Source organism: Pseudomonas sp. R3-52-08, assembly GCF_003851745.1.
Lineage (GTDB): Bacteria > Pseudomonadota > Gammaproteobacteria > Pseudomonadales > Pseudomonadaceae > Aquipseudomonas.
Window position 1 is genome coordinate 4,673,268 of record NZ_CP027730.1, and the last position, 18,526, is coordinate 4,691,793.

The window sequence follows — 18,526 nt, forward strand, 5'->3', positions numbered from 1 at the left end:
ACCCACCCTTCACCAGAATGAGCGCCGTCCGCGGTGCTTGACTGAACCTTTAGCGCTGAAAAACAGTTGCTCGGCCATGGGTGCGCTGATGCGCGAATAGTAGATCGCGATGACATCCCGGTCGGTCTTGTCAGCGAGGCTGCGGAAACTCATGAAGCGCTGCTCCGGCCGCTTCAAATGGCCGGCGTTGTAAGCGCTGTCGGGTGTGGTGAGCGTCGTGTAATGAAAGTGTGCATACGCCAGGACCTTGCCCTGCTTGTCCTTGACCACATACTCCTGCAAAAAATCATCGACGCGCTTGAGTGCGATACGCCCCTCGATGCGTAGTATCAGCACCTGATCCTGGGCATGGAGCCAGGCAATCCCGTCCTCATCGGGAGGCAAACGCTTGAGCATGTCGATACGCAACAGTCGCCCCTGTTCCAGGTAACGGCGGGAGACCTGCTCCAATTCATCGAGCAGGGCCTGCGATACGGCATCGGGCGCTTCAGGCAGCGCCTTGCGAATCTTCTCGGCAACGGCCCTGATCGCTTCGGACTGCCGCGTCAACCGGGCCTGGACGTTGTCCGCCACGTTGGAGGCAAGCGCTTCGGCACGGGCCTGCTGCTGCACAATGGGTTCTCTGTCCAGCAGCCGACGGGCATCGCGCTTGAGGTTTTCCAGGGAGCGTATCGGGCGTGGCACCACGGCGACCGCCTCGGGAATCGCTTCGAACTCCGCCGAACCCACCCGCTGATGCAAGCTGACAACCACCGTCTGGTCGACAGGGCTGATGAGATCCACGATGTCTTCGCTCGCCTGCGGCGTGCGCGCACGAACCCGCCCCAACTGATAGCGTCTCTTTGAGTCACGTACCAGCCGTTGACCTGCACCGGGCGTGCGCACGGTGGTGGGTTGGGGGTTACGCTCTTGCTCGCGGAGCAGTTTGGCCAACGCTATTCTCGATTCCTGTTCCAGGCTGAGGATCGCCTCTTCCACCGGCACCTCGATGTCCCCATGAATCAAGTCCGGCGCGGCTGCACGGTATTCATCCAGTATCGCCCGCGACCCGGCGTACTCATGCAGAATGGCCTGGATCCCATCGATGCGCTGCTGCACGCTCAGCACGCCGGCTTCGTCAATAGTCTTCTGGGATTGGGCCGATTGAATCGCCTCGTCAATCGCCACCTTGACCCGACTGACATCGTCGCGCTCTTCAGGCAGGGGCTGCCGGCGCCATATCAGCTGTTTCAGCGTCTGCAGCTGCAAGGTCCTCCAGTCCAGTGGCAAGCCATGGGAAGAAGGCGCCAGTTCGCCGATGTACGATTTATATCCAGGAATGCTCAGCAACCGCTCGTAAAAGACGCGCTCCCAAAAGCTCAAGTTGACCATCTTGTCCTGGAATTCGCCGATCTTTCGCGCTTCCTCGGTCAGCGCACCGTAAGCCGCCTGGACGGCGGCCACGTCCTCGTGTTCCAACTGCGCCGTCAATTGATCCAGACTCACTTTGGAAAACTGCTCTTGCATGCGATTGAACTTCAATACGTACATTCGCCGGCGCATGGTTTTAAGCATGTCCTCCAATTGCAAACTGTGCTCTCTTTCAAAACCATCCACGGGCCTATTGGCGTTTTTTTGCACCAGCACATTAAGTTTTTTTAGTTGCACCTCCTCTTTTTTCTCCAGTTCCTTCAAAAAGCGCGCCCTGGCGTTTTGCCGCAGTGAGTCGGTGAATAGACCTTCAGCGCTTAAATGCGCCTTTTCGCACAGGTTTTCGGCGGCAATGACCACGCGTTCAGCGTTCGTCAACTCGGCGCTCACTTCGTTGTACGCCTGCTGCAGCGCGAGGTTTTTCTGTTCGATTTGCGCACGCTGCCCGATGGCGGTGTTCTTGAGTTGACCACCGATCAAGCGCAGGCCCAGGTCGACTTTCCAGGCACCGCGCGCATTCTTCCTGAGCCAGGGGCCAAGGCGCTGGGAGTTCCTGAGGTCAAATAGACGCCAGCCCGCCTCAACAGCCCTCACGCCATACAGCTTGCCGTCTATCAGCGTGTAGTTTTCAACGCTGGCGACGGCACTGTCACTCAGCACCTGAACCCCACCGCGCACAGGGCTGTCGGCCGAGACAATCGTGGGGCGCTCAGGCCAACGTTCTCCACGCTGGGGTGACCATTGGAACGTCTCCAACTGCGCCTGCTGCTGCGGGGTAAGCCTGAACCGTGAGTTGGCCCAGGAATAATCCATGGCGGTTATATCGGCGAGTGAACGCTGCCAGGCAAACGTCGACGCCGACTGGCGAACGTGGTTGGGCGGGATCACCTCCGGAGCTGACACCACGCCTGTCGTAACGGTTTTGATCGCGCGCAGGCGTAAACGCTGATCCAGCGTGACCACCGGGCTCAGCAGCAGGCCGGCCACACTGCCCATCAATTCGGCGAGGGCATTGGCCGTGTCTTCACGACTGGCCTGGGCCGGTAAAGCCAGGACTGTCCGAAAGGTCCTGAAGGTTTGGAACAGCCAGCCCGCGACCGCCACGGGCCCTCTGATCATGGGCAACAACGCATTGAACAATTGCCAGAGATCATTCTTGAACAAGGTCCAGCGCAATGCCTGGTTCGACGCAGACTGCTTCACCGCGAGCTGCCACAGGCTTTGGGCGTTGTCATCGAAGACGGCCGCCAGAAAATCGCCCTGCACCGGCTCATCGCTGAGCAGCGCCGGGCTTGAGCTGGGCTGCACGTCGTATTCATCGCCTTGAAGAAAACGCTGAACGTGAGGACGCAAAAAGCCGCCATTGCCAAACACGGCCCGGCTGTCCTCCGGCAGGCGCTGCAGCACCACGCTTTGCAGGTCGCTGCCCATTCGCGCGATCTCGTCGAGCAACGCCTGGCGGCTGGGGAATTGTTGCAACACGGCTTCGGTTTGATCCGGCCGATAAAGAATATGGGGCAATTGGCTGTTGTCACGCGGGCCGATGACAAACAGGTTATCCGCTCGATGGGCAACCCCCCCGGCATGGATCAGAAATGCCAGAGGCCGGGCCGCTATCACTTCACCGTCGATCAAACGCTTTTGCGGATCGTCCTGCAGCATCGCTCGCACCACCAATGCGCCGGCCCGAGTAAAGCCATAGCGCCGGCGCAGGCTGTTTTCAAGGGCGCGCATCGGCAGTTGGATCGCCATCTGATCAACGAACAATCGACGCCGCCGTGCGGACTCCGCCGGGTCGGCTATCAGCGCATGTTCAAGCAGTGCGGGGTAGTGCTTGCCCACATCCACGCGTTCGATCAGTTGCTTGAGGTACGCCGGCGTGATCCATCCGGGCACCTGACCCGGCGAGGTCTGATTGCTGATCTGCACGCGGGCATAGGCCGTGGCGAAGGGGTTTTCCAGCGACCATTGGGTCAAGGTCCTGGAGGTGCGTTGCGTCCAGCCGACGGTTGCGCCCTGGGTGTGTTCGAAGGTTAGAAGGTAATCGTCCGGGTTGATAAGCGCTTGCGTGGGGTGGTCCAGGCGCATTTGCCGTTGCAGGGCTTTGTGTGCATACACATCGATAGGGTCAAGGCCATCCAGGAATGACGCACCACCGGTGACTCGCTGCGAGCGCTCCAGGCGTTCGAGCCACTGACCATACACCAGGCGATCGGCCCTGTTGGCCTGTTGCAGCCAGACAGGCAGCTGCTCTTCGTGAGGTTGCTGGAGGTAATCCGGGTCGAACCAGGCCAAGGGCGACGTGAGGGTGATGAACAGGTTTTCATAGCTGCCAATGTCGGGAAGTGCTGACCAGTCGAGCCGATACAGGGTGCGAAGCTGACGCTCGAGCAAGGTCTGGGCCAAAGCCTCGAACACATCGCACATCGGCTCACGAAGCACCCAGTTGACGGGCACTCCGGGCAGGTAGTGGTTCATGTAGCGAGGTAACAGGTTACCCAACGCGTCCGGGGTATCGAGCTTAAGCAGGTTCATCGCCGGAACGTAGACCAGAGTGATTTGCTGGCCCTGGACCTGCCGCTGCAGGACCAACAGCGGCAGCCATTCGCCACCGTGACCATCCTGGGCGGCATAGACTTGATAGATGCGCAGCACATGAGGTTTGTCCAGCGCCTCTCGGTCCGCTTGGTACGCCCAAAGTTCCTGGTAATCATTGCCCAGCCCCAGCAGCCATCCCGCTTGCTCCGGTGTCAACGGCGGATTCTGCCGCGCCGTGAGCAGGCATGCTCTTAATTGCTCGCGGACTGCATACCAGCGACTTCTGGCCACACCGGGCACGTCAGCATTCCAGTACTCCACCAACCGCTCGCAAAACCCCGCGAGCACGCCGAGTGCCAGGGTGTTGAGCATCAATTCAATGTCATCCACGCTGATGGCTTCGGTCACCGGTTGGAAAACCTCCGCTCCCGACCGGATCAACAATTGATGATGCCCTGGCGTGTAGTTCAACGCTTCGCCACTCATGCAGCGTTTAATCAGCGCATCGCTCAAGGCGATGAGTTGCGTGTAGTGACCGCCCGGCTGTGTCACGCCGATCCAGGTATTGCTCGCCTGGAGGCGGGAACCGGCAAACCATTCGCTTATCCACGCCTGGATCATCGATTGGGCCACCTCGGTCAGGCTCAGGCGGTGGGCAAACACTTTGGCCAAGTAATCGCGGGACTTCCGGGCCTGGGTGAGTTCCGGGGAATTTGCAGTTGAAGCACACATGGGACGCATCCTGATAACGGGATGGCGCACGTTAAAGCGCGGTGGGGCATCCGTTACGGTAGATAGATCGCGCAGGCAGACGCTAAAAGCGACGTCTATCCGTACTGAAAGCGCTACAGCGTAACGATTTCGCTACAACCCTGTTTTTTGCGCGCCATGCAAGGCTTTGATCCACATAGGCTTTTTTTCGCAGGTCTGGCTGTAGCGAAATCGCTACAGCCGAAACACGCCACCCTCTAATCCGACTTAGTAACCAACTGATTTATAAAGAATTAATGGAATTGGCCGCAATATTGCTAAGCAACTCCTCATTATTCCAATCCCGTCCACCAGACGAATCTGGCCCTGAGGAGTTTCCATGAGCGAGTTGCGTTTCACTGAAGATCACGAATGGCTGCGCGCCGAAGCCGATGGCAGCGTCACCGTGGGTATCACCGCTTTCGCGCAGAACGCGCTGGGTGATGTGGTTTTCGTGCAACTGCCGGAGTTGCAGGCCTACGACAAGGGCGCTGAAGCCTCCACCGTGGAGTCGGTCAAGGCCGCCAGCGGCGTGTACATGCCGTTGGACGGTGAAGTGCTGGAGGTGAACGACAAACTCGATGGCAGCCCGGAGCTGGTCAACGAAGACCCGATGGGCGAAGGTTGGTTCTTCCGCTTTAAACCGGCTGATGCCGAGGCGGTCGCTAAACTGCTGGATCAGGATGCGTACGACCGCCTGATCAAAGCCAACGCCGAAGCCTGAGGAGCGCGCCATGACGATCAACTTGAGCACCGCCAACGAATTCATCGCCCGTCACATCGGCCCGCGCCAGGAAGATGAGCAGCAGATGCTCGCGAGCCTGGGCTTCGATTCCCTGGAAGCCCTGAGCGCCAGCGTGATCCCGGAAAGCATCAAGGGCACCAGCGTGCTCGGCCTGGAAGACGGCCTGAGCGAAGCCGAGGCCCTGGCCAAGATCAAGGCCATCGCCAACCAGAACCAACTGTTCAAAACCTACATCGGCCAGGGCTACTACAACTGCCATACGCCGTCGCCGATCCTGCGCAACCTGCTGGAAAACCCGGCCTGGTACACCGCCTACACCCCGTACCAGCCAGAGATTTCCCAAGGCCGCCTGGAAGCGCTGCTGAATTTCCAGACCCTGATCAGCGACCTCACCGGCCTGCCGATCGCCAACGCCTCCCTGCTCGACGAAGCCACCGCCGCCGCCGAAGCCATGACCTTCTGCAAGCGCCTGAGCAAGAACAAGGGCAGCAACGCCTTCTTCGCCTCGATCCATAGCCACCCGCAAACCCTCGACGTACTGCGCACCCGTGCCGAGCCATTGGGCATCGACGTGGTAGTGGGCGATGAGCGCGAACTGAGCGACGTCAGCCCGTTCTTCGGCGCCCTGCTGCAGTACCCGGCCAGCAACGGCGATGTGTTCGATTATCGCGAGCTGACCGAGCGCTTTCACGCGGCCAACGCCCTGGTCGCCGTGGCCGCCGACCTGCTGGCCCTGACCTTGCTGACCCCACCGGGCGAGTTCGGCGCCGACGTGGCCATCGGCAGTGCGCAACGCTTCGGCGTGCCGCTGGGCTTTGGCGGCCCGCACGCGGCGTACTTCTCCACCAAGGACGCGTTCAAGCGCGACATGCCGGGCCGTCTGGTCGGTGTCTCGGTAGACCGCTTCGGCAAGCCGGCCCTGCGCCTGGCCATGCAGACCCGCGAGCAACACATCCGTCGCGAGAAAGCCACCAGCAACATCTGCACCGCCCAAGTGCTGCTGGCCAACATCGCCAGCATGTACGCCGTGTACCACGGCCCCAAGGGCCTGACCCAGATCGCCCAGCGCATTCACCAGCTGACCGCGATCCTGGCCAAGGGCCTGACCGCCCTGGGCTTGAAGGTCGAGCAGCAACACTTCTTCGACACGCTCACCCTCAACACCGGCGCCAACACTGCCGTCCTGCACGACAAGGCCCGTGCCCAGCGCATCAACCTGCGCGTGGTGGACACCGAGCGTGTCGGCCTGTCGGTCGACGAAACCACGACCCAGGCGGATATCCAAGCCTTGTGGGCGATCTTCGCCGATGGCAAGGCGCTGCCTGCCTTCGCCGCCACTGAAAGCACCTTGCCAAGCGCCTTGCTGCGCCAGTCGCCGATCCTCAGCCACCCGGTGTTCAACCGCTACCATTCGGAAACCGAGCTGATGCGCTACCTGCGCAAGCTGGCCGACAAGGACCTGGCGCTGGACCGCACCATGATCCCACTGGGCTCGTGCACCATGAAGCTCAACGCCGCCAGCGAAATGATCCCGGTGACCTGGGCCGAATTCGGCGCCCTGCACCCGTTCGCCCCGGCCGAACAAAGCGCCGGCTACCTGCAACTGACCTCGGACCTGGAAGCCATGCTCTGCGCGGCCACCGGCTACGACGCGATTTCCCTGCAGCCGAACGCCGGCTCCCAGGGTGAATACGCCGGCCTGCTGGCCATCCGCGCCTATCACCAGAGCCGTGGCGAAGCGCGTCGCGACATCTGCCTGATCCCCTCGTCGGCCCATGGCACCAACCCGGCGACCGCCAACATGGCTGGCATGCGCGTGGTGGTCACCGCCTGTGACGCACGGGGCAACGTGGACATCGACGACCTGCGCGCCAAGGCCATCGAGCACCGCGAGCACCTCGCCGCGCTGATGATCACCTACCCGTCCACCCACGGCGTGTTCGAAGAAGGCATCCGCGACATCTGCGCGATCATTCACGACAACGGCGGCCAGGTGTATATCGACGGCGCCAACATGAACGCGATGGTCGGCCTCTGCGCGCCGGGCAAGTTCGGCGGCGATGTGTCCCACCTGAACCTGCACAAAACCTTCTGCATCCCCCACGGCGGTGGCGGCCCGGGCGTTGGCCCGATTGGCGTCAAGTCGCATCTCACGCCGTTCCTGCCTGGCCACGCGGCCATGGAACGCAAGGAAGGCGCCGTGTGCGCAGCGCCTTTCGGCAGTGCAAGCATCCTGCCGATCACCTGGATGTACATCAGCATGATGGGCGGTGCAGGCCTCAAGCGCGCCTCGCAGTTGGCGATCCTGAATGCCAACTACATTTCCCGTCGCCTGGAAGAGCACTATCCCGTGCTGTACACCGGCAGCAATGGCCTGGTGGCGCATGAATGCATCCTCGACCTGCGCCCCTTGAAAGACAGCAGCGGCATCAGCGTGGATGACGTGGCCAAGCGCCTGATCGACTTCGGCTTCCATGCGCCGACCATGTCGTTCCCGGTGGCCGGCACCTTGATGATCGAGCCGACCGAAAGTGAATCCAAGGAAGAACTGGACCGCTTCTGCGATGCCATGATCGCCATTCGCGAAGAAATCCGCGCAGTGGAAAACGGCACCCTGGACAAGGACGACAACCCGCTCAAGAACGCTCCGCACACTGCGGCGGAACTGGTGGGCGAGTGGAGCCACCCGTACAGCCGCGAGCAGGCGGTGTACCCGGTTGCGTCGCTGATCGAAGGCAAATACTGGCCGCCGGTGGGCCGGGTCGACAACGTGTTTGGCGACCGCAACCTCGTTTGCGCATGTCCATCGATTGAAAGCTACGCGTAACTTCGGGGGTGTACTCGCTTAAAAGGTGGGAGGGGGCTTGCTCCCGATGACGGAGTGTCAGTCAACAGATAGGTTGAATGTACAACCGCCATCGGGAGCAAGCCCCCTCCCACACTGACCGAGTACACCCGATACATAATAAGAAACCGGAGAACAACTCATGTCTTTAAGCGTGTTCGACCTGTTCAAGATTGGCATCGGCCCTTCCAGCTCCCACACCGTCGGCCCGATGCGCGCCGCCGCTCGTTTCGTCGAAGGGCTCAAGCGTGACAACCTGCTCAGCGCCACCCACAGCATCAAGGTGGAGCTCTATGGCTCGCTCGGCGCCACCGGCAAAGGCCACGGCAGCGACAAAGCCGTGTTGCTCGGCCTGGAAGGCGAACACCCGGACACCGTGAATACCGAGACCGTGGCCGCACGCCTGGCGCAGATGCGTGGTGATGGGCGCCTCAACCTGCTCGGCGAACACAGCATTGCGTTCAACGAGAAAGCCCACCTGGCGATGATTCGCAAACCCCTCGCCTACCATCCCAACGGCATGATTTTTCGCGCCTTCGATGCCGCCGGCATCCAGGTGCGCAGCCGCGAGTATTACTCGGTCGGCGGTGGTTTCGTGGTGGATGAAGACGCGGCCGGCGCCGACCGGATTGTCGAGGACGCCACCCCACTGACCTTTGCGTTCAAGCACGCCAAGGACTTGCTCGGCCATTGCGCCACCTACGGGCTGTCCATCAGCCAGGTGATGCTGACCAACGAAAGCGCCTGGCGTCCGGAAGCGCAAACCCGTGCCGGCCTGTTGAAGATCTGGCAGGTCATGCAGGATTGCGTGGACGCCGGCTGTCGCAATGAAGGCATCCTGCCCGGTGGGCTGAAGGTCAAGCGCCGAGCCGCCGCGCTGCACCGGCAATTGTGCAAGAACCCCGAGTCGGCCCTGCGCGATCCGTTGTCGGTGCTCGACTGGGTCAACCTCTATGCGCTGGCGGTCAACGAAGAAAACGCCAACGGCGGGCGCGTCGTTACCGCGCCCACCAACGGTGCGGCCGGGATCATCCCCGCCGTGCTGCATTACTACATGCGCTTTATCCCCGGCGCGAACGAAGACGGCGTGGTGCGCTTTCTGCTCACCGCCGCCGCTATCGGCATTCTGTACAAGGAAAACGCCTCGATCTCCGGCGCCGAAGTCGGTTGCCAGGGCGAGGTCGGCGTGGCCTGTTCCATGGCCGCCGGGGCACTCTGCGAAGTGCTGGGCGGCAGCGTGTCACAGGTGGAAAACGCCGCCGAGATCGGCATGGAACACAACCTCGGCCTGACCTGCGACCCGATTGGCGGGCTGGTGCAGGTGCCCTGCATCGAGCGCAATGCCATGGGCTCGGTCAAGGCGATCAACGCCGTGCGCATGGCCTTGCGCGGCGATGGGCAACACTTTGTGTCCCTCGACAAAGTGATCCGCACCATGCGCCAGACCGGCGCCGATATGAAGAGTAAATACAAGGAAACCGCCCGTGGCGGTTTGGCGGTCAACATTATCGAGTGCTGACGCCTGACCGCGCCGGCACGTTTTTCAGGAGCTGAACATGTCCACCGAAACCCTGTTGAAAACCCCATTGCACGCCCTGCACATCGAGCTGGGCGCGCGCATGGTGCCCTTCGCCGGCTACGACATGCCGGTGCAGTACCCGTTGGGCGTAATGAAGGAACACTTGCACACCCGTGAACAGGCCGGGTTGTTCGATGTGTCGCACATGGGCCAGATCCGCCTGACCGGCGCCAACGCCGCCAAGGCCCTGGAAACCCTGGTGCCGGTCGACATCATCGACCTGCCGGTGGGCATGCAGCGCTACGCGATGTTCACCAATGACCAGGGCGGCATTCTCGACGACCTGATGGTGGCAAACCTTGGCAACGACGAACTGTTCCTGGTGGTCAACGCCGCCTGCAAGGATCAGGACCTGGCACACCTGCGCGCGCACATCGGCGACCAATGCAGCATCGAACCGCTGTTCGAAGAGCGCGCGCTGCTGGCCCTGCAAGGCCCGGCGGCGGTGAAGGTGCTGGCGCGCCTGGCACCGCAAGTCACCAAGATGACATTCATGCAGTTCGCCTCCCTGCGGCTGCTGGGCGTGGACTGCTACGTCAGCCGTTCGGGCTACACCGGGGAAGACGGTTTTGAAATCTCCGTGCCGGCTGAAAACGCCGAAAGCCTGGCCCGCAGCCTGCTGGCCGAGGCCGAAGTACAGGCGATCGGCCTGGGCGCTCGTGACTCCCTGCGCCTGGAAGCGGGCTTGTGCCTGTACGGCCATGACATGAACACCGACACCACCCCGATTGAAGCCAGCCTGTTGTGGGCCGTCTCCAAGGCCCGCCGTGCCGATGGCGCGCGTGCCGGCGGCTTCCCGGGTGCAGACCGAATCTTCACCCAGCAGCAAACGGGCGTGACCCGCAAACGCGTAGGCTTGTTGCCCCAGGAACGCATCCCGGTGCGTGAAGGGGCGCAAATCGTTGATGAACAGGGCACGGTGATCGGCAGCGTGTGCAGCGGAGGCTTTGGCCCAAGCTTGGGCGGCCCGCTGGCGATGGGGTACCTGGACAGCGCATTTGTCACACTGGATACCGAAGTCTCTGCGTTGGTGCGTGGGAAAAAGGTGCCATTGCGTGTAAGTAAAATGCCATTCGTGCCGCAGCGTTACTTCCGCGGCTGAATGTCTGTTTCAATAAGTAACGCGCTTGCGTGCCGTGCACTAAACTGTAACGCAAGCGCCATATAACAGTGCACGCGTGATAGTAATTGTTAGGGTTTTTTCCCTATAACAAGTGATTGAATCTATCGAATAAGACAGCTGCGCAACTTCAACAAAACTGTCATCAGTCCGAGCAATCTCGGGCTGTTTGGCAGGGCTTGTTTTTTTCATATTAGTTGGCGTAGAGTTTCTCCACTGTGTTTGCATGGGTCGCTTGGAACCTGGACCTGGGCAGTAGCTGAAGTAGTAGTGCTACAACCCGTTCGACGTCTCTTACTTTCCTGCAACCCAGCCCAGTACTCTTTCATGTGAAAGGGGCTGTCATTAATTTTTAGCGTCAAAGGAAAGAAGAAAATGTCTGATCGTCAGAGCGGTACCGTCAAGTGGTTTAACGACGAAAAAGGGTTTGGTTTTATCACACCAGAAAGCGGTCCGGATCTGTTCGTGCATTTCCGCGCTATCCAGGGCAACGGCTTCAAGAGCCTGAAAGAAGGCCAGAAGGTCACCTTCAAGGCCGTGCAAGGCCAGAAAGGCATGCAAGCTGACGAAGTACAAGCAGAAGGCTGATCCTTCCTGCGACAAAAAGCCCCTGATATGACATCAGGGGCTTTTTTATGGGCGCCATTGCGTAAACTGCAGTTTTCCCCAGAGAGCCCTGCCATGCCCAAAGCCCTGTTGAGCCCCCAAGGCGAGTTTCCCGCAGTTGGCCTGGGCCGTCGCCTGGCAGCGATGTTCTATGATTTTCTTTTATGCACCGCGCTGCTGATCGTCACCGCGTTTATCTACAAGCTGGTATGGATCGCCTTCGTCGGCGAAGCGAAGATGCGCAGCCTTACCGAATCCGGCGCCCTGGACGGTGACCCGCTGCTATCGACCCTTCTGTTGTTTGTGTTGTTCGGTTTCTTCGCCAAATTCTGGACCCATTCGGGGCAGACCCTGGGCATGCAGGTGTGGGGCGTGCGCGTGCAGAACGCCGATGGCTCGTGCATCAGTCTGTGGCAGGCGCTGTTGCGCTTTGTGGTGTCGATCGCCTCGTGGCTGTGCGTAGGGCTGGGATTTATCTGGTCGCTATTCGATAAGCACAAGCGTAGCTGGCATGACATCTATTCGGACACGCAGCTGGTGCGGATCCCGAAGCAGAAGAAATAACTCCCTGCCTGGTGCAGATCAAATGTGGGAGGGGGCTTGCTCCCGATAGCAGTGTGTCAGGACTTTATATGTCACTGATATACCGCCATCGGGGGCAAGCCCCCTCCCACATTTTTGACCGAGCCAGTCTCAGATCAGGCGTTGCCGGCCAGCCTCAGGCGCGCAGCCTGGGTGAAATCGAGCATGCGCTTGAGCGGCCTCACGGCATGGGGAATCACTGACGGCTCGACGAATATCTCATTACTGCCCTCGCGCAGACATTGCAGCGTGCGTTCCAGGGTATTCATTGCCATCCATGGGCAGTGCGCGCAACTGCGGCACGCGGCGCCGTTACCGGCGGTAGGCGCTTCGACGAAGACCTTGTCCGGGCACAGCTGCTGCATCTTGTAGAAGATGCCACGGTCAGTGGCGACGATGAACGTCTTGTTCGGCAACCGTTGTGCCGCGGCAATCAGCTGGCTGGTGGAACCGACGGCGTCCGCCAATTCGATGACCGCTGTCGGCGACTCCGGGTGCACCAGGATCGCGGCATCCGGATACAGCGCCTTCATGTCTTCCAGCTGCTTGGACTTGAACTCTTCGTGCACGATGCACGCACCGTCCCACAGCAGCATGTCGGCACCGGTCTGGCGCTGGATGTAGGTGCCCAGGTGTTTGTCCGGGCCCCAGATAATCGTCTCGCCGTTATCCATCAGGCTTTCGACGATCTCCAGCGCGCAACTGGAGGTCACCACCCAATCGGCGCGGGCTTTGACCGCCGCCGAGGTGTTGGCGTAGACCACCACCGTGCGCTCGGGGTGTTGATCGCAGAAGGCGGAAAACTCCTCCACCGGGCACCCAAGGTCCAGGGAGCAGGTGGCTTCCAGGGTCGGCATCAGGATACGTTTTTCAGGGGTCAGAATTTTCGCGGTTTCGCCCATGAACCGCACCCCCGCCACCAGCACGGTCTTGGCCGGGTGAGCAGCGCCGAAGCGCGCCATTTCCAGGGAGTCGGAAACGCAGCCACCGGTTTGTTCGGCCAAGGCCTGAATCACCGGGTCACAGTAGAAGTGGGCGACCAGCACCGCGTCCTGCGCTTTAAGCTCGGCGGCGATGGCGGCCCGCAGGCTCGCCTCTTCATCGGCGCTGAGGGCCTTGGGCTGCTTGGCGTCGAGGTGGGCTTGAACCAGTAGGCGTTCGGAAATGTGCGTCATGTTCGCAAGACCTGCAGGCGCAGTAGCGCGAAAGTCGAGTGTACCACCGGCTCAGGAGCCCTTCGGGCGCCGCCGGACGAAGTGTGTAGTCATCAAGCACGGGTAAAGCTGAAGCTGCGCAAGGCTACAGAATATCGAATGGATTCAAAAGCCTAATCTGGCCTTGCACGGGGCATTTTGCGGGGGGATGACGGCGGGATTGGTGCCCCGCGAATACACAGGTATTCGCGGGGTGGTGCAAGTGGTCAGGCAAACAGCTTCTGGACATTGCTCATCGCATCATCGGCGAACCCTTGCAGGAACGCCTCGAACGCCGGCACGTCCTCCGGGCCACCGGTGTAGGGCTCACCGATGATGGTCCAGGTCGCCAGGCTTTGGTTCGCGCCTTGCGGCTCCACTTGCATGACGGCCCACAGGTTGCCGATGTTCAGTGAGGTGTAAATCAGCGACCAGGTCATGGTCATGCCGTCGTTGTCATGACTGTTGAGTTGCTCGATCACCACGTTGCCGTCCTTGAACAGCTTCTTGCGTACCGAGCGCACGCCCTCCCCGGTCATTTCAATGTGGGACAGCGCCGGAATGAATTTTGCGAAACCGGAAAAGTCACCGACGATATTCCACACGCTGCGCGCGTCGCCATTGACGCTGACGCTGGCGACCACAGGGTTGCCCACGGGGTTGCGCACCAGGGTATCGGGTTCAAAATGTTGCATGAGACAGCTCCTTGTTTGTGCTTTAGATGAAATCGATTTGCTTGAGGTAGTCGCAGCCTTTTTGCAGCAGCGCACTGTTCTTGGCCGGGTAGTCTTCACCCATGCTACGGATGCCTGAGAGCGCATTGCGGTATTCGATCATCGAGATATCGCCGATGTCTTCCTCAAACCCATTGAGGTAAAAGCCGACTACACCGAATAACGCGTTGTCACTGTCGATCGCCGACAGGCGCTGCTGCCATTGTGTCACCGGGACCATCTGGAAATCGTGACCAGCGGCGCGAAACGCCTCCAGGTAGTGCGCCCAGCTCAGGGGCAACGGGTTGTGCAAGTTGAAGACCGCCTTGGAGCGGTTGTGCCGGCTGGCATGAAACGCAATGAACCGAGCGAGAAAGTCCACTGGCATCAGGTCGAAGTTCAGCGCCAGCTCAGGCACTTCCTTAAGCTGCAATGAGCCTTTGAGCATCAGCATCAACCGGTTCTGATGGGGCTGGCACACACCGGTCCGCGTATTGAAGGCAATGTTGCCGGGACGATAGAGGTTGACCCACACTCCCGACTCACTGGCATTCCACAAGATGCGCTCAGCCACCCACTTGGAAAGGTTGTAGCCATTGCGAATGTAGATCGGCGGCGTGAACGCCGGCGGTTCTTCCAACACGCGCCCCTGCGCATCCACCGTGCTGGAAGCCGACAAGGTGGAAATGAAATTGAACACCTTCTTGCTGCGCCCTTCACACAGCTGCAGGCATTCCAGCACGGGGGTGACGTTGTCCTTGACCAGCGACTCATAGTCGAGCACATGGTTGACGTTGGCCGCGTTATAGATCAACACGCCGTATTCACGGTCCAGCCACTCATAATCAGCCTGCGACAGCCCCAGTCGAGGCTGGCTGATATCCGCCGCCAGCACCCTTACGCGGCTCAAGTCCAGGTGCTCCAGACGGTTCTGAATCAAGGCCTGCTCGAAACGCTGCTGGGCGCTCATTCCTGCTGATTCGCGCACCAGGCACGCCACTTCGGTGCTGCCCAGCTCCAGCAGCGCTTCGACGATATGCACCCCCAGAAACCCATTGGAACCGGTGACGATGACCTTGTGCAGGTTGCCCAGGCGGCTGATCGGCAACACGTCCAGCTCGGGTCGCAGCATCGCGTCACGCAAGGCCTGAGGGCTGACCGTGGCCGTGGCCTCCACGTCCTGGTCGATGAGCTTGGCGAGGTTGATCAGGGTCGGCTGTTCGATAAAACGGTTGATCGAAACGCCCTTGCCGAACTTCTCGCGAATGCCCATGAGCATTTGCGACAACAGGATCGAGTGGCCGCCGAGGTTGAAGAAGCTGTCATCCACCGAGATGTCGGCACCGGGCATGTCGAGCAGTGTGGCCCACAACCCGAGCAACGTTTCCTGGGTAAGGTTCTGCGGCGCCTGGCGTGGCCCTTGGGTTTTGTAATTGACGGGAAGATTCTTCAAGGCCTTGCGGTCGACTTTGCCGTTGGCCGTGGCCGGCAGGCGGTCCAGCAGGCAGTAGGCGCTGGGGCGCATGTAATCGGGCAAGTGCTTGAGTGCGTAAGCCTGCAACTGTTCGCTGGCCGCGTGTCCGTCACCGCCGTGGGGTTGGGAGAAAAACGCCAGGATGCGCCGCTGCTGATCGATCACCACCGCCAATTGGCGAAACAACTGGCTCGATTGCAGCAAGTGCTCGATTTCTTCCGGTTCGACGCGAAAACCGCGAATCTTCACCTGGTTATCCAGGCGTCCGATGATCTGGATGCCGTCTGACGTCCAGCGCGCCAGGTCGCCGGTGCGGTACAAACGCAACAGCTGACCATCGGGCAATTCGTGCAGGCGGTAACGCTCGGCAGTCATTTGCACGGCGTCCAGATAACCCAGGCCCACCCCTGGCCCGGCGATGTGGATCTCGCCGCTGCCACTTTGCCCTACCGGCTGCCCCTGCTCATCGAGCAGGTAAATCGCGGTATTGGCGATCGGCACGCCAAGGTTGCGATTGTTGTCGCCGGGCAGGAAAGTGCGGCATGTGGCAAGCACGGTCGTCTCGGTGGGCCCGTAGATGTTATGCAATTGGCACTGCCCCGCCAGTTGCTCGATGACATGGGGCTCGCACACATCGCCGCCCGTCACCAGATGCTGCATGCCGTACAGCGATTCGAGCGCAAGGATGCTGAGCAAGGCCGGTGGCAGGAAGGCATGCGTCACGTGCTCCTGCTGAATCAATTCGGCCAGCGCCACAGGATCACGGCGCTGATCCTCGGTGGGTACGATCAGCTCCGCGCCCTGGATCAGCGTGGGGAAGATATCCAGCAACGAGGCATCGAAATTGATCGTGGAAAACTGCAAGGCGCGGCTGTGGCGATCCAGTTCCACATAACGGGCATACCATGCGCAAAAGTGGCTCAGGTTGTCGACCGTCAGTAATACGCCCTTGGGTTGCCCGGTGGTGCCTGAGGTGTAGATCGCCACACAAGGCGCCGCCCCTGCCAGCGGCACGCGCAGCAGGCTTTGATGCGGAGCCAGGGCCACGCGGCTGTAACCTTTGGCGCCATGGTGGAAGAAATCCAGGTGGCTGATGTCCAGGATCGCCAGGCCCGGGAGCGGGTTGCCAGCGTCGGTGTCCTGGATCAGCAAGCTGGCTTTGGCATGCTTGAGGATCGCCCCGCGGCGCTCTTCGGGATGGTTCGGGTCCAGCGGCAGGTACACGGCCCCACAGCCAATCACTGCGAGAATCGCGGCATACAGCGCCGTTCCTTTGGGCAAGGAGATGCCGATCACGGTCAACTCCCCGGCCCGGGATTGAAGCAAAGGCTGCAGGCGCTCCTGGATGGCCACGCTGTAGGCGTGCAGTTGCGCATATGACATGCCTTGCCCATCGACTTTCAAGGCAGTGCGCTCGGCATTGGCCAGCAGACTGTCGGCCAGCCGCTGTACGAAGGGTTGCCGGGCTTCCTGCAGCACCCCGATGGCGGCAGTGGCATTGTGGCGATGCTGCCAGGCCAATTGATCAAGCCGGGTCAGGCTCAGCAGGCGGTCGAGCGCCTTCACTGGTTCGCGCGGCGCCTCGAGGTAGTCGGCACTGCGCGAGTAGCGGCCAATGTGCATGCTGGCCAGTTCCACCATTTGCACGATGGCTTCCTGCGCCTGGTCCGCACCATTGCCGGCCGTATCGGCGCCAACTTCACGGCGCCCCAGCGTCATCCAATCGCCCTCCCCCGCGCGCCACAGGCATTCGAGGTGCAACGGCGCGGACACATCGCCGGCATCGTCGGACTGCATCCGTAACGATAGATGGTGACACGCCGGATAGTGAGGGAACCCTGTCGTGCTGGCATCATCGATCAGCAAGTCCGGCGACGGTAACCGGCAGTGCTCATTAGCATTATCAGTGCGCAGCAGATGCGTCGTATGGCCCATCTGCTCCAGCTCTTGCGCAAGGCGGGCGAGCGCATGGCTGCGCCCGCACAGAACGATATCAAGGTGTCTCATGGCAGTTCTCCTCTAGCGCAGATAATCGGCGAGCGCTTCCTGCATGCAGGGAGCGTCGAGCATGGCGCTGTGTTTGAAGAATCGGACGATGTTGCCCACCAGCGGATGCGTCGGGGTGATCGGAAAACTCATGCCTTCGACCTCCTCACGCAACGCCGCCTTGACCGTAGGGCTCACCGGCAACTGCTCGATCAAGGCGAAATCGAACCCCTGCTGGATGTCGTTGGTCAGGTACTCGGCGAGGAACACCGGCATGATCGCGGCCAGCGCGCGCTTGTCCTCCTCGCTCGCTGTGCTCCAGTAAATGCGCGTCAACTTGGCCCAGAAGCCGGAGTGCCGCCCCTCGTCCGCCAGATGGTCTGCCATCAGCCCCTTGACCGATGCCTTGACCGAATCGTCCCGGGCAAATGCCGCGACATCATTGGTCAGGGTATTTTCGGCAACCGCAACGCAGATCAGCTCAACCGCTGCCTTGAGGTGCTCGGGCGCCATTGCCAGGGCCTTGGGAATCGAACGGCTGAGTTCGATTTCCGCAGGCAAGGTGATGGGCTCGATCCCGGTCAGTTCGATGGTTTGTTGCATGTAGTCCATCGCCACCAATGCGTGGTAGTCCTCATCGACTACCACCGTCATCGCGTCATACCGACACGCAAACGGAAAGCGGATGGCGAAGTTATCTTTCGCAATGCTTCTGGCCGTTCTGTCGACAATTTCCGTTTCGAAAATCACTACATCGTTAATGAACTTGTACAAGCTTTGAACAAGTACGAAGTGCTGCAAGTGAGCACACTCACGAATAAACGTTGCCCCCATTACCAGCGGTTGGCGACTGATCGGGAATATTAACTTTTCATCATCTTCCAAACGACGCCTCGGTCGCGTGCGAATCGTCGCCCGCTCCTCCCACGCTTCGGAAAATGATTGATATTCTTCAGCTCTCATGAAGCGTTCCCTTTGTTCATGA

At 60.5% G+C, this 18,526-nt stretch carries 11 protein-coding genes; 6 read left to right on the top strand and 5 right to left on the bottom strand.

Annotated elements, in window-relative coordinates:
* Positions 1 to 9: 9 nt before the first annotated feature.
* Positions 10 to 4,680 carry a hypothetical protein gene (locus tag C4J91_RS21530; RefSeq protein ID WP_124364163.1) on the bottom strand — a complete coding sequence of 1,557 codons (4,671 nt, stop codon included), beginning with the start codon at positions 4,678 to 4,680 and terminating at the stop codon, positions 10 to 12.
* A 358-nt stretch (positions 4,681 to 5,038) separates the two neighbouring features.
* On the opposite strand from C4J91_RS21530, the gene gcvH reads away from it, so the two are divergent.
* The 6 genes from gcvH (at position 5,039) to C4J91_RS21560 (ending at position 12,157) form a co-directional block, all read left to right on the top strand.
* The gene (gene gcvH, locus C4J91_RS21535) at positions 5,039 to 5,422 is read left to right on the top strand and encodes a glycine cleavage system protein GcvH (protein WP_032879722.1); all 384 of its coding nucleotides are present in this window, start codon (positions 5,039 to 5,041) and stop codon (positions 5,420 to 5,422) included.
* Positions 5,423 to 5,432: 10 nt separating this feature from the next.
* Positions 5,433 to 8,270, top strand: coding sequence for an aminomethyl-transferring glycine dehydrogenase (gene gcvP / locus C4J91_RS21540; protein WP_124364164.1), 2,838 nt, complete (start codon positions 5,433 to 5,435; stop codon positions 8,268 to 8,270).
* Positions 8,271 to 8,430: 160 nt separating this feature from the next.
* Entirely contained in the window at positions 8,431 to 9,807 is a 1,377-nt protein-coding gene (locus tag C4J91_RS21545; RefSeq protein WP_124364165.1) for an L-serine ammonia-lyase, read from the top strand.
* A gap of 37 nt (positions 9,808 to 9,844) precedes the next feature.
* A complete protein-coding gene (gene gcvT / locus C4J91_RS21550; protein ID WP_124364166.1) occupies positions 9,845 to 10,969 on the top strand; it encodes a glycine cleavage system aminomethyltransferase GcvT in 1,125 nt (374 codons plus the stop codon).
* A 393-nt stretch (positions 10,970 to 11,362) separates the two neighbouring features.
* Positions 11,363 to 11,575 (top strand): cold-shock protein, encoded by a 213-nt coding sequence (locus tag C4J91_RS21555; RefSeq protein WP_034109143.1) that lies wholly within the window; start codon positions 11,363 to 11,365, stop codon positions 11,573 to 11,575.
* A 93-nt stretch (positions 11,576 to 11,668) separates the two neighbouring features.
* On the top strand, positions 11,669 to 12,157 hold the full coding sequence (locus tag C4J91_RS21560) for an RDD family protein (protein ID WP_124364167.1): 489 nt from the start codon (positions 11,669 to 11,671) through the stop codon (positions 12,155 to 12,157).
* 134 nt (positions 12,158 to 12,291) lie between these two features.
* Here C4J91_RS21560 and nadA read toward each other — a convergent pair whose 3' ends face one another.
* The 4 genes from nadA to C4J91_RS21580 form a co-directional block, all read right to left on the bottom strand.
* Positions 12,292 to 13,350: a quinolinate synthase NadA gene (nadA, locus tag C4J91_RS21565; RefSeq protein ID WP_124364168.1), complete on the bottom strand. Its 1,059-nt coding sequence runs from the start codon at positions 13,348 to 13,350 to the stop codon at positions 12,292 to 12,294.
* Between the two features lie 245 nt (positions 13,351 to 13,595).
* Positions 13,596 to 14,063: an SRPBCC family protein gene (locus C4J91_RS21570; RefSeq protein ID WP_124364169.1), complete on the bottom strand. Its 468-nt coding sequence runs from the start codon at positions 14,061 to 14,063 to the stop codon at positions 13,596 to 13,598.
* Positions 14,064 to 14,085: 22 nt separating this feature from the next.
* Entirely contained in the window at positions 14,086 to 17,562 is a 3,477-nt protein-coding gene (locus tag C4J91_RS21575) for an amino acid adenylation domain-containing protein (protein ID WP_124364170.1), read from the bottom strand.
* A gap of 12 nt (positions 17,563 to 17,574) precedes the next feature.
* The gene (locus tag C4J91_RS21580; RefSeq protein ID WP_124364171.1) at positions 17,575 to 18,504 is read right to left on the bottom strand and encodes a diiron oxygenase; all 930 of its coding nucleotides are present in this window, start codon (positions 18,502 to 18,504) and stop codon (positions 17,575 to 17,577) included.
* Positions 18,505 to 18,526 lie beyond the last annotated feature (22 nt).